Below are 12,196 nucleotides of genomic sequence, written 5' to 3' on the forward strand. Positions count from 1 at the left end.
CGGGTGCGGCGAGGGCCTCCGGTCGACGCCGTGTGAAGCGTCACCTGTGGTCGGTGACACCGTCCCACCGGTGTGCACGCTAGGTTCACTACGGTAGAAGGCGAGCAGTGGCGCTTCGCCGCTGCCGCCGGCATGTCGACGACAGGACAGGGACCAACATCGTGAGTACAGACGACGCTGCCGTAGCAACGGTCGTTGCCGGAGTCGACCTGGGTGACCCGGAGCTCGCGCGAACCGTCGCCGACGGCCTCGCACGCGTCGAAGAACTGATGATCAGCGAGCTCTCCGACGGTGAGGAGTTCCTCACCGAGGCCGCTCTGCACCTGGCCAAGGCCGGCGGAAAGCGCTTCCGACCCCTGTTCACCGTGCTGACCGGTCAGCTGGGACCGTCGCCGACCGATCCGGCGATCGTCACCGCGGCCACGGTCGTCGAGCTGGTTCATCTGGCGACGCTCTATCACGACGACGTCATGGACGAGGCGTCGATGCGTCGAGGTGCCGAGAGCGCGAACTCACGCTGGGGCAACAGTGTGGCGATCCTCGCAGGCGACTACTTGTTCGCGCATGCGTCTCGTCTGGTGTCCACCCTCGGACCCGACGCCGTCCGCATCATCGCCGAGACCTTCGCAGAACTCGTCACCGGTCAGATGCGCGAAACCATCGGGGCCAAGAGCACCGACGATCCCGTCGCGCACTACCTGAAGGTCGTGTGGGAGAAGACCGGATCGCTCATCGCCTCCTGCGGACGCTTCGGCGGAACGTTCAGCGGCGGCGACGCCGAACATGTGGGACGCCTCGAGCGCCTCGGTGACGCCGTCGGTACCGCCTTCCAGATCTCCGACGACATCATCGACATCTCCTCGGCAACCGAGCAGTCCGGAAAGACTCCCGGTACCGACCTGCGGGAGGGCGTACACACTCTGCCGGTGCTCTTCGCGCTGCGCGAGGAAGGTGCCGACGGCGATCGGCTGCGCGAGATCCTCGCCGGTCCGGTCACCGAAGACGCGCTGGTCACCGAGGCTCTGGAGCTGCTGCAGCGCTCACCCGGCATGGTCTCGGCAAAGAAGACACTCGGTGAATATGCCGCGCGGGCACACGCAGAACTCGCCCTGTTGCCGCAGGGTCCGGCCAACGATGCCCTCGGCCGCCTGGTGAACTACACCGTCGAGCGCGTCGGGTAGTCGGCTCGGACTTCGGGCCGGGAACTGCCGGTCCAGGTGTTTTCGTTGAATCGGGTAGGAAGACCCGGTACGAGGAGGCATCTTCAGTCATGAACGGTTACGCGAACGGTGCGAAGACTTTCGGCCTGTTGGTCGGGATGTCGGCGCTCATCGTGTTCATCGGTTCGCTGTTCGGTAACGCGACCATTCTCATCGGCTCCATCGTGTTGGCAGTCGGCGTCAACGGCTACGCGTACTTCAACAGCGCGAATATGGCCCTGCGGTCGATGCATGCGGTGCCGGTGACCGAGCTCGAGCAGCCGGCGATGTATCGCATTGTGCGTGAGCTGGCGACGGCCGCTCATCAGCCGATGCCTGCGCTGTACGTCAGTCCCACCAACAACCCCAACGCGTTCGCCACCGGCCGCAACCCCCGCAACGCTGCGGTGTGCTGCACCGAGGGCATTCTGCGGATCCTGGACGAGCGGGAACTGCGCGCGGTGCTCGGGCACGAGCTCTCTCACGTCTACAACCGCGACATCCTGATCTCGTCGGTGGCCGGTGCGATGGCGTCGGTCATCTCGGGTCTGGCGAACCTCGCCTTCTTCGCCAACATTTTCGGCGGACGCGGCAACGGGGGCCCGAACCCGCTCGCGTTGCTGCTGGTGTCGATGCTGGGGCCCGTTGCGGCCAGCCTGGTGCGCCTCGCGGTCTCTCGCTCGCGTGAGTACCAGGCCGACCAGTCCGGGGCCGAGCTGACCGGTGACCCGTTGGCGCTGGCGTCGGCACTCCGCAAGCTCGAGCAGGGAGTGCAGCTGGCACCGCTGCCGCCCGAGCCGCGGTTGGCGGCGGAGTCGCATCTGATGATCGCGAATCCGTTCCGCATGGGCGACAAGGCCGGGCAGCTGTTCGCCACCCACCCGCCGATGGCCGACCGCATCGAGCGACTCGAGCGGATGGCCGGCCACCGGCCGTACTGAGCGGCTGCGCCGCATGTGAGCAGAAACTCGTAGCCCACTACGAGGTTTCGTGCACATGCGGCGCAGGAGTGGAGCCTGCGGAACGACCCAGGTGAGCAGGAGTGGAGCCTGCGGAACGACCCAGGTGAGAAGCCGCTCTACCGGTAGTTGACGAACTGCAGCGCGATGCCGAAGTCCTCGTTCTTGAGCAGCTGCTGGATGGCCTGCAGGTCGTCGCGCTTCTTGCTGCTCACGCGCAGTTCGTCGCCCTGGATCTGCGCCTTGACGCCCTTGGGGCCGTCGTCGCGGATCTTCTTGGAGATCTTCTTGGCGTTCTCGGTCGTGATGCCCTGCACCAGCTTGCCGGTGACCTTGTAGACCTTGCCGGACGCGGCCGGATCGTTGGTCTCGAAGGCCTTGAGGGAGACGTCCCGTCGGATCAGCTTTTCCTTGAACACGTCGAGGGCGGCCTTGACCTTCTCCTCGGATTCGGACGTGATGACGATCGTCTCGGACTCGCCGCTACCGGACCATTCGATGCTGGTGTCGGATCCGCGGAAGTCGAAGCGGGTCGCCAGCTCCTTCGCGGCCTGTCCGACGGCGTTGTCCACTTCCTGTCGGTCGACCTTGCTCACTACGTCGAAGGACGAATCAGCCACTTCTCACACTCTCCAGTCGAATCGAAAATTTGGTTTGGCGGTGGTGTCGGTCCACATCCCGCAGGGACTTTATCGGCCCGCTACCGACCGTATCCACCCGGTTTGCGTTCCGGGGGGACGTTCGTTGTATTCTTCTCACCGCGCCGAAGAGCAGTACGGGCTTCGATCGCATCACGGCAGATTGCCCGAGCGGCCAATGGGAGCGGACTGTAAATCCGTCGGCTTATGCCTACGTAGGTTCGAATCCTACATCTGCCACACCTGGAACCCCGGCGAGGATTTCTCTCGCTGGGGTTTCCATGTGAAGAGGGACATGAACGGCTCGCTGACCACGCAATTTGGTAGTCGGCGCTCCGAATGTGTAACCTCTTGAAGGCTTCAGCGCACGGCTCGATGTGCCCTGGAGTGGAGCCTGCGGAACGACTGTTCCGTAGCCACCCGCCCCCTTAGCTCAGTCGGTAGAGCGTTTCCATGGTAAGGAAAAGGTCAACGGTTCGATTCCGTTAGGGGGCTCGCTGGATTGGATGGCTCGACGTCGCGTTCCCCGCGTGGGATGGTGGACGGTGAGCACCTGAGGCGGTGTAGCTCAGTTGGTAGAGCAAACGACTCATAATCGTTGCGTCGCCGGTTCAAGTCCGGTCACCGCTACACAGTAGGCAAGCACGACCAGTAGCACTCATGAACAGTCCTGATTGACCCTGATCAGATTTACCCGAAAGTAGGCGTCCAGTGGCCTCCTCCACCGATGTGCGGCCCAAGATCACCTTGGCCTGCGAGGTTTGCAAGCACCGCAACTACATCACCAAGAAGAACCGTCGGAACGACCCCGACCGCATCGAGCTGAAGAAGTTCTGCTCCAACTGCGGAACGCACCGGGCGCACCGCGAATCCCGCTAGTCTGCACGGCTCGCTGGTTCGCATTCCCGATTTTTCTTCGGCGCCCGGCGTTAGGTCGCATTTTCTTCCCTAACGGCTCTTGCGTCCAGGGTAGAAAAGGTCTCCACCGTGTCACAAGCTCCACATGACGTACCGGCCATGGATGCATCCGCTCACGCGGCGTCCATGGTCGGTTGTCATTTCCGCGTCGACGACTTCTACGAGGTCGGCCGCGAGAAGGTTCGTGAGTATGCGCGTGCCGTCCAGGATTTCCATCCCGCGCACCACGACGAGGACGCAGCGAAGGGCCTCGGTTACGACGGTCTCCTCGCGCCCTTGACCTTCGTTTCCCTGCTCGGGATCATGTCGCAGACCCGCATGTTGCAAGAGGTCATCACGGGTTACGACCCGAGTCAGATCCTGCAGACCGATCAAAAACTGGAGTTCCATCGCCCGATCCAGGTCGGCGATCGAATTTTCTGCGACGTGTATCTCGAGTCGTTCCGGCAGATGGGTGGCAGCGACATCATGACCACCAAGAACATCATCACCGATCAGAACGGCGACCTCGTGCAAACCACGTGGACGACGATCGTCGCGCGAACCGGCGGGGAGATCGACGAGAACATCGCCCATGCGGTGAAGGAAGTGATCAGGCATGGCGCTTCGTAACTTCGACGACGTATCGGTCGGGGACGAACTGCCTGAGCGAGTGGTGTCCCTGACCCGCGGCGACCTGGTCAACTACGCAGGCGTGTCCGGCGATCCCAACCCGATCCACTGGAGTGACGAGGTCGTCGCGCTGGCCGGATTGGACGACGTCATCGCGCACGGGATGCTGACGATGGGCCTCGGTGCCGGTTTCGTCACGTCGTGGCTCGGCGACCCGGGTGCGGTCACCGAGTACAACGTGCGCTTCACCAGTGCGGTGTTGGTCCCGGCCGATGCCCCGGCGTCGGTGGAGTTCACCGGCAAGGTCAAGTCCGTGGACGCCGACGAGCGAACCGCGATCGTCGCCATCGTCGCGAAGTCCGCAGGCAAGAAGATTTTCGGGCGAGCGACCGCAACGGTGCGCTTGGCCTGAGCATGGTCGATCCGGCGGAGGTCGTTCACCGCCGGGACGACGGGATTTATCTGTTCCGAAGGGTGTGCAGTACACTGAGATTTCTGGGGTAATTCGGCGCTCCGCGCTGCCCGCGTCCTCCCTCTGGAGAGCGCGAAGGCTGTGTGTGGGAGCCGAATGGACACCAGAGCGGCCGAGAAGCTTCGGCCGAAGGGGCGTAGCTCAATTGGTAGAGCAACGGTCTCCAAAACCGTAGGTTGCAGGTTCAAGTCCTGTCGCCCCTGCCCAAGGTGTCAGCAACTGAGAGGAACGACGTGAGCGAGGAGCGCGGTAAGCGCGACGGTCGATCGGAGGAGGAGTTCGAGAACTCCTCGGCTTCGGGCGACGTCGCACCTGGCTCCGAGGGCCGTCCTTCCGATGCTGACACCACTGCCGGTGAATCCGCTGCAGACGCCGTGGTGCCCACCGGCAAGCGATCCACCAGCAGGTCCCGCGGTAGCGCTTCGGGCGTGTCGATGTCCAAGGCTCCGGCCGCATCCACCGCGCCGGCCAAGACCAAGACCGGCAGGACTCGTTCGGGCAAGGTCAAAGCCGACAAGCGGCCGAACGTGTTCATGCGTCTGCTGCAGTTCTTCCGTGAGGTCGTCGCCGAGCTTCGCAAGGTCATCTGGCCGAACAAGAAGCAGATGGTCACCTACACCAGCGTCGTGCTCGTCTTCCTGACGTTCATGGTCGCGTACATCAGTGGCCTCGACCTGCTCTTCATCCAGGGCGTCGGCTGGCTGTTCGGCTGACCGATCGCAGCTGCGTGAACTACCGACGATCGAACCGAGCAGGAAACTAGAGAAAGGGTGCTGACGTGAGCACGCCGCACAACGACGCCACCGAAGTGGCCGCATTCGACGCCGATGTCGAGGCGACCAAGCAGGGCCTCGAAGCGGAGCAGGCCGCTCAGGACCGCGAAACCGACGAAGCCATCAAGGCCGACGTTGCCGCCGCTGCCGGTGAGGACGTTCCCGCCGAAGACGGCGAGGCAGCCGACGCCGACGTGACAGCCGAGCCCGAGGATCCCGTCGCCGAGATGAAGGCGGCTCTGCGCCGCGCTCCCGGTGACTGGTACGTCATTCACTCGTACGCCGGCTACGAGAACAAGGTCAAGGCCAACCTCGAGACTCGCGTGCAGAACCTCGACGTCGGCGACTACATCTTCCAGGTGGAAGTTCCCACCGAAGAGGTCACCGAGATCAAGAACGGCCAGCGCAAGCAGGTCAACCGCAAGGTTCTGCCCGGTTACATCCTCGTGCGCATGGAACTCAACGACGAGTCATGGGGAGCGGTTCGCAACACTCCCGGCGTCACCGGTTTCGTCGGTGCCACCTCGCGGCCGTCACCGTTGACCATCAACGAGGTCGTCAAGTTCCTCATGCCGCAGGAAGGTGCCAAGAAGGACGCGAAAGCGACCGCAGGCGCAGCCGAGCAGGGCGGCGACACCACGTCGAAGCCGACCATCGAGGTCGACTTCGAGGTCGGCGAGTCGGTCACCGTCATGGATGGCCCGTTCGCCACCCTCCCCGCGAGCATCAGCGAGGTCAACGCAGAGCAGCAGAAGCTCAAGGTGTTGGTATCGATCTTCGGCCGTGAAACACCGGTCGAGCTCGGCTTCACTCAGGTCTCCAAGATCTAGAAGCCGACCACAGACTTGCAGTAGCAACCGCAAGAAACCCGAGCGAATACAAGGAAAAAGAAATGCCCCCGAAGAAGAAGAAGCTAGCCGGGATCATCAAGCTTCAGATCCAGGCCGGTGCCGCCAACCCGGCACCGCCCGTCGGCCCCGCACTGGGCCAGCACGGCGTCAACATCATGGAGTTCTGCAAGGCGTACAACGCCGCGACCGAGTCGCAGCGCGGCAACGTCGTGCCGGTCGAGATCTCGGTCTACGAAGACCGTACGTTCGACTTCAAGCTGAAGACTCCTCCCGCCGCCAAGCTGCTGCTCAAGGCCGCAGGCGTGGCGAAGGGCTCCGGCGAGCCGCACAAGACCAAGGTCGCCAAGGTGACCATGGACCAGGTGCGCGAGATCGCCAAGACCAAGCAGGAAGACCTCAACGCCAACGACATCGATCAGGCCGCGAAGATCATCGCCGGCACTGCTCGCTCGATGGGCATCACCGTCGAAGGCTGATTTACCTGCCCAGCAGGAGCGAAGCCTGCGGAGCGACCGTTCCAGCAGGAGCGGAGCCTGCGGAGCGACCAAAGACCCTGCGGAGCGACCAAAGACACAGAACGTGGGAGAGCCGGCCAGGCTCGTCAACCACACTGAACTCGAACGAAGGACAGTAAGACATGGCAAAGCGCAGCAAGGCCTACCTCGAGCAGGCCGCGAAGATCGACCAGGACAACCTCTACTCGCCTCTCGAAGCCGCGAAGCTGGCCAAGGAGACCGCGTCGAGCAAGTTCGACCCCACCGTCGAGGTCGCAGTGCGACTCGGCGTCGACCCCCGCAAGGCCGACCAGATGGTGCGCGGCACCGTCAACCTTCCCCACGGCACCGGCAAGACCGCTCGGGTTATTGTTTTCGCCGCTGGTGAGAAGGCTGCAGAGGCCGAGGCAGCAGGAGCCGACGTCGTCGGTGCAGAAGATCTGATCGAGCGCATCCAGGGCGGATTCCTGGACTTCGACGCAGCGATCGCCACCCCCGATCAGATGGCCAAGGTCGGCCGCATCGCCCGTGTCCTCGGACCGCGTGGCCTGATGCCGAACCCGAAGACGGGCACGGTCACCAACGACGTGACCAAGGCCGTCAACGACATCAAGGGCGGCAAGATCAACTTCCGCGTCGACAAGCAGGCCAACCTGCACTTCGTCATCGGCAATGCCTCGTTCGACGAGACCAAGCTGGTGGAGAACTACGGCGCAGCACTGGACGAGATCCTGCGTGCGAAGCCGTCGTCGGCCAAGGGCCGTTACGTCAAGAAGGTCACCGTCTCGACCACCACCGGACCCGGCGTCCAGGTCGACCCGAACCGCACGCGCAATCTACTCGAGGACGACGCGAACGCGTAAATCAGCTCAGCACTACGACGAAGGCCGGCCCCGATAGATCGGGTGCCGGCCTTCGGCGTTCGTGGAGGTGCCTACGCAGCCCGCGCCCGAGCGAAGTTCGCCAGGATGATGCCCGCGATGCGGTCGATCAGTGCGGCGGGCAGGTCGTGGGCCATACCGTCGATCAGCGTCAGTTCGGCGTCGGGGACAGCGCGGGCGATGGCCTTCCCACCCGACGGCCGGACCAGTTTGTCGGCGGTGCCGTGGATTACCGTGGTGGGAGCGGTGATCTTCTTCGCGTAGGGCCGCAGACTGCCGGTGCCGGTGATGGCGGCCATCTGCCGCACGACACCGGACGGGTTGTAGTTCCGCTCGTACATCACCTGCGCGATCTCCAGTTGCTCCTCGGGCGGAGTGCGATAACCGGGGGAACCGATCGCGGCGAGCGTCTTCGCCGAATGCGCGATGATCTCGTCCTTGGTGGCGTCCTTCCCGACGCCACCGATGAGCGGCAGTAGGGCGCGCGGATCGGGCGGTGGCAGGAACGGTTCGTTGGTGCTCGAGAAGAGGATCCCGACCGACTTCGTTCGTTCGGGATAGCGTCCGGCGAAGACCTGGGTGATCATTCCGCCCATGGAGGCACCGACGACGTGCACCGAGTCGATGTCGAGGTGGTCGAGCACGCCGACGGCGTCGGCCGCCATGTCCGTGATCGTGTAGGGCACGTCCGAGGACATCCCGAACTCGTGCCGGATCAGGCGAAGAATCTGGGAACCCCGCACTTTCTGCCCCGTCATCTTGGTGGACAACCCGATGTCGCGATTGTCGATTCGGATCACCCGGTAGCCGGCGTCGACGAGACGGGTGCAGAAGTCCATGGGCCACAACGTCAATTGCGCTGACAGGCCCATGATGAGCAACACTGCGGGGTCTTCGATCGACCCCATGTCCTCGTACGCGATCTCGACGGAGTTCGTCGGCGCGACACCTTGTTCGATTCTCATGTTCTCGTTCCTACCAGCCGGGCTCACCGAGTACCGGAACCACCAGGTAACTCGGATTCTGCGGATCGATGTCGATGTCCTGTCTGCGCAATCGCGTACGCACCAGATCCGGCAGGATCGGAATGAACCGCGGTGTGTCGGTGGCGAATACACTCACGCGCAGGCGGTGGCCGGATGCGATGACGGCCTCGGTGGTGAGGATGTCGATGTCGAGAGCGATGGGTTCGCCGATGGGGACCGGGAGCAGCGCTGCTTCGGTGAGTGGATGGTAGGGGCGGGTGTAATCGCCGTTCGGGGCGAACAGTGATCGCTCGTCGTCGACGGCTCGGCGGGAGGCGAGCAGTGCGCCGTTGCTCAGCACGATCGATCGACCGCTCGGGGCGACGTCGCAGATCATGATGGCCCACATCGCTTCCGGTGCACGGCAGACGACGCGCAGGTGCAGGTTCATGGGGCCGGACAGCACGGTGTCCGACTCGGCGGGTGCGGTGGTGAAGGTGACTGCGGCCCCCTCGGCGAATCGATTGTCGTAGGTGAAGCCGCCGCCCAGGACTGCCGTCACGCCGGCGAGAACCTGTGTGGTGTCACGAGATACGACGGCTCGCAGTGACGGGCGAACGGTCAGGACGTCGGATTCGGCGGCCGGCTCGCCGGTGAGGCTGCCGTCGCCGACGGCATGAGGGGCGGTGCCGGACGCCGCTGCCGACAGGTACAGCCTGCGTGGTTGTGCCCGGGGAGCCGGAAAGTGCCCGTGCGCAGTCCAATTACCGCCCTGCTGACGCAGGGTGACGGGGCCGTAGTTCTCGATTCCGTTGTCCACGTCGCGTAGCCATTTGTCGAACCAGGCGCGCTCGAGTACGTCGAGCCGAGGCGGAAATCCTGGTTCGCCGAAGCCGATTCCCGGGTTGCCGTGGTAGCCGTCGCCGACGAGCAGTTGCTTGAATCCGCGTTCGAGGGGCAGCCGGTTGTAGATGTCCGGTGCGGAGCCGCCGAAGATGTCGTGCCAGCAGCCGTACAGAAACGTCGGTGCCGCGATGTCTTCGATGACGGCATCGATGGTGTCGTAGTACTCGTTGTCGTAGATTCGCGGATCTCCGCCTGTGACAAACCCTTTGGCCAGGTCGAACAGATTAGTGGCCGGGGATCGAGCGCGATCGCGGAGCCAGGCGAGCGTGTCGATTCCGCCGACCGCAGGCGCCCACTTGAGCCCGTTGACGGCCGCGAGCCACAGTGGAATGAACGCCGAGGTGGCACCTCCGGTGGCGAAGATCTCGCGCACGATGTCCACCGAGCCCTCGACCGCGAAGACCGCGTCGAGCCCGGCGGGCTGCTTGGCTGCGGCCTGCAGAGAGTTGATCGCGGAGTACGAGATTCCGGCCATCCCGATCCGGCCGTCGCACCAGTACTGGCGTCGGGCCCAGTCGATCACCTCGAGCGAGTCGAGCTGTTCCCGGGGACCCAGCACGTCCCAGGTGCCCGAGGAGCTGCCGGTGCCACGGACGTCGACGATCATCTGCACGTACCCGCTGCGGACGAGATGACGGTTGACCGAGAACAGGTCGGCAGCCCCGCCCGCCACCACTCGGGTGATCTCGGTGATGCCGTCGAATCTGCTTCCGGTCAGGTCGAATGCGGACGAGAAAGCTCTGATGGCACGGCCCAGAACCGGGGTCTCGAGGACGGTGTCGATGCCCTTGATCAACAGCTTGTTGTAGGGCGTGAGGTTCAGGACGGTGGGAAACGTGCCTTCCACCGCCTGTCCCGACGCGTCCGCGGGGCGAAAGACGTATGCGCGCAACGCGGTTCCGTCGCTCATCGGAATGCGCACGTTCGTCGTGATGGACACCCGAGGGTAGCGCGGTTGTTCGCGCACGATTGCCGCCCACGCCGCTGCCGCGTCGCCGCCGCTCGGATCGCGTGCGGGTTGCAGGAGGGGGTGGGGGTGTACTGCCGTCATGGGAAACGATTAGACCGTCGAAGGGCCTCGTTTGTCTCGCGGAACGCGCATCACCGGTGATGTCACCGACCGGCACAGGGCGATTTGCCGACTTCGATTGGGAACACTCTCAACGCCGGTTGAGCGCCGCTGTGGGGGTTCCCAGACTTTCCCGGTCACCCGGTTATGAGCCCGCGTCATTGCTAACGTCTGCCCGTCCGAGTGATGTGGGACACCGACCGTTGCAGGGGAGCGCGAATGCACGTAGAGGCACTGTTCGGAGACGGATCGTTGCGTCCGATCTGGCCGCACGCAGATGCACTGATCACCAACGAATGCCCGGGGCTTCGTTTCGCCGGGAAGTATGCCGACGTCGTCGCGCTGAGCAACGGTGATCCGACGGCGCTGCGCCCGTTCATCGACGAGGACACTCGCCGCCGTGTGGCAGATATGGCAGCACCGCGTACCGACACCGCGTTGGTGTTCGGGGCCAACGGCTTTCTCGGTGCTCACCTGATCGGCCGCCTCACTCGTGATTCCGCCGTCGAGGTCGTCTATGCGATGGTGCGCCCCACCGAGGAGGAAACGGCTCTCGAGCGCCTGCAGCGCACGTTCGACCAGTACGAGATCGCGGTGGACGCAGACAAGATCCGCATCGTCGAGGGCACTCCCACGAAATTCCGGTTCGGTCTCGACAAGACCGCCTACTACGACCTGGCTGCCGGAGTGGGACAGATCTTCAACTGTGCCAGTTCCACCGATTACACCGAGAGCTACGCCGAGCTGCGCGACGACTGGTTCGTCAGCGTGCTGCGCATCCTCGAATTCAGCATCACCTCCACCCGCAAGCATCTGACGTACGTGGGCAGTATCGGTGCCCACCTCTATCAGAAGCCCGAGGATTTCCGTCGTCCCGATTCGTGGTGGTACTCCGGATACGCGCAGATGAAGTGGGTCAACGCAACGCTGCTCGGGTGGCTGTCGATGTCGGACACCTACTCCGTCACCCTGTGCGAGGCGCCCTACATCCTCGGAAGCACCGAACTCGGTCGTGATCCGGGTCGGGTCTACAGCTTCTGGCGCATCATCGAACTGGCGATCGCGGCCGGTGCCATCTGGGACGGCCCGGGGATGAACTACGTTCCGGTCGACGTGATGTGCGACGTCATGGCGAGCAACTCGTTGCGCAGCCATCCGCTGACGAGGCTGTTGCCGAGCAATCCCACCGGCTACGGTCACGATCTGTACGCCGATCTTCTCGGCCTCGATCTGGTGAGCTGGGACGAGTTCAAGGAGCGCGTCAGTGCGCGCATCTCGCCGCGGTTCGCCGAGACGATGCTGGCAGACAACATCGATCAGCTCATGCGGCTGGTGCACAAGCCCGAGGCGATCCTGCCCGTCGACCACGACGTCTCCTGGTGCGATCATCGCCGACTCTTCGAGCTCTACTTCGAGAAAGCACAGCTCAAGACGCTCACGCCCGCCGCCGTCAACTGAC

13 protein-coding genes and 4 tRNA genes are annotated in these 12,196 nt (G+C 63.9%); 14 read left to right on the forward strand and 3 right to left on the reverse strand.

Annotation, left to right across the window (positions count from 1 at the left end; translation table 11 throughout):
* Nucleotides 1–161 precede the first annotated feature (161 nt).
* Nucleotides 162–1,181 carry a polyprenyl synthetase family protein gene (locus CH283_RS02430; protein WP_094641106.1) on the forward strand — a complete coding sequence of 340 codons (1,020 nt, stop codon included), beginning with the start codon at nt 162–164 and terminating at the stop codon, nt 1,179–1,181.
* Between the two features lie 89 nt (nt 1,182–1,270).
* On the forward strand, nt 1,271–2,140 hold the full coding sequence (gene htpX, locus CH283_RS02435) for a zinc metalloprotease HtpX (RefSeq protein ID WP_094641107.1): 870 nt from the start codon (nt 1,271–1,273) through the stop codon (nt 2,138–2,140).
* Between the two features lie 137 nt (nt 2,141–2,277).
* Here the strand turns inward: htpX and CH283_RS02440 are convergent, their stop codons facing one another.
* Nucleotides 2,278–2,778, reverse strand: coding sequence for a YajQ family cyclic di-GMP-binding protein (locus tag CH283_RS02440; RefSeq protein ID WP_008713817.1), 501 nt, complete (start codon nt 2,776–2,778; stop codon nt 2,278–2,280).
* 175 nt (nt 2,779–2,953) lie between these two features.
* On the opposite strand from CH283_RS02440, the gene CH283_RS02445 reads away from it, so the two are divergent.
* The 11 genes from CH283_RS02445 to rplA all read left to right on the forward strand — a co-directional run bounded on the left by CH283_RS02445 (nt 2,954) and on the right by rplA (nt 7,779).
* Nucleotides 2,954–3,036, forward strand: a tRNA-Tyr gene (locus CH283_RS02445).
* Between the two features lie 182 nt (nt 3,037–3,218).
* Nucleotides 3,219–3,291 (forward strand) — tRNA-Thr (locus CH283_RS02450).
* A gap of 62 nt (nt 3,292–3,353) precedes the next feature.
* A tRNA-Met gene (locus CH283_RS02455) sits at nt 3,354–3,426 on the forward strand.
* 81 nt (nt 3,427–3,507) lie between these two features.
* Complete coding sequence (gene rpmG / locus CH283_RS02460) at nt 3,508–3,675, forward strand: 50S ribosomal protein L33 (protein WP_027498281.1); 168 nt, start codon at nt 3,508–3,510, stop codon at nt 3,673–3,675.
* 138 nt (nt 3,676–3,813) lie between these two features.
* Nucleotides 3,814–4,326, forward strand: a complete 513-nt coding sequence (gene hadA, locus CH283_RS02465) for a (3R)-hydroxyacyl-ACP dehydratase subunit HadA (protein ID WP_068046265.1) — start codon at nt 3,814–3,816, stop codon at nt 4,324–4,326.
* The gene (hadB, locus tag CH283_RS02470; protein WP_068046262.1) at nt 4,313–4,738 is read left to right on the forward strand and encodes a (3R)-hydroxyacyl-ACP dehydratase subunit HadB; all 426 of its coding nucleotides are present in this window, start codon (nt 4,313–4,315) and stop codon (nt 4,736–4,738) included. The genes hadA and hadB overlap by 14 nt, the downstream gene beginning before the upstream one ends.
* 190 nt (nt 4,739–4,928) lie before the next feature.
* Nucleotides 4,929–5,001, forward strand: a tRNA-Trp gene (locus tag CH283_RS02475).
* Nucleotides 5,002–5,031: 30 nt separating this feature from the next.
* Entirely contained in the window at nt 5,032–5,511 is a 480-nt protein-coding gene (gene secE / locus CH283_RS02480; RefSeq protein WP_094641108.1) for a preprotein translocase subunit SecE, read from the forward strand.
* A 65-nt stretch (nt 5,512–5,576) separates the two neighbouring features.
* A complete protein-coding gene (gene nusG, locus CH283_RS02485; protein WP_094641109.1) occupies nt 5,577–6,401 on the forward strand; it encodes a transcription termination/antitermination protein NusG in 825 nt (274 codons plus the stop codon).
* A gap of 62 nt (nt 6,402–6,463) precedes the next feature.
* Nucleotides 6,464–6,898, forward strand: coding sequence for a 50S ribosomal protein L11 (gene rplK, locus CH283_RS02490; protein WP_008713829.1), 435 nt, complete (start codon nt 6,464–6,466; stop codon nt 6,896–6,898).
* Between the two features lie 161 nt (nt 6,899–7,059).
* Nucleotides 7,060–7,779, forward strand: a complete 720-nt coding sequence (gene rplA, locus CH283_RS02495; RefSeq protein ID WP_094641110.1) for a 50S ribosomal protein L1 — start codon at nt 7,060–7,062, stop codon at nt 7,777–7,779.
* Between the two features lie 71 nt (nt 7,780–7,850).
* Here the strand turns inward: rplA and CH283_RS02500 are convergent, their stop codons facing one another.
* Both CH283_RS02500 and CH283_RS02505 read right to left on the reverse strand, forming a co-directional pair.
* Nucleotides 7,851–8,762: an alpha/beta fold hydrolase gene (locus CH283_RS02500; RefSeq protein WP_094641111.1), complete on the reverse strand. Its 912-nt coding sequence runs from the start codon at nt 8,760–8,762 to the stop codon at nt 7,851–7,853.
* Between the two features lie 10 nt (nt 8,763–8,772).
* Nucleotides 8,773–10,719, reverse strand: coding sequence for a CocE/NonD family hydrolase (locus CH283_RS02505; protein WP_094641112.1), 1,947 nt, complete (start codon nt 10,717–10,719; stop codon nt 8,773–8,775).
* Nucleotides 10,720–10,956: 237 nt separating this feature from the next.
* On the opposite strand from CH283_RS02505, the gene CH283_RS02510 reads away from it, so the two are divergent.
* The gene (locus CH283_RS02510; protein WP_094641113.1) at nt 10,957–12,195 is read left to right on the forward strand and encodes an SDR family oxidoreductase; all 1,239 of its coding nucleotides are present in this window, start codon (nt 10,957–10,959) and stop codon (nt 12,193–12,195) included.
* The last annotated feature ends 1 nt before the right edge of the window (nt 12,196 follow it).

It is taken from the genome of Rhodococcus sp. 05-2254-2 (assembly GCF_002259095.1).
GTDB lineage: Bacteria > Actinomycetota > Actinomycetes > Mycobacteriales > Mycobacteriaceae > Rhodococcoides.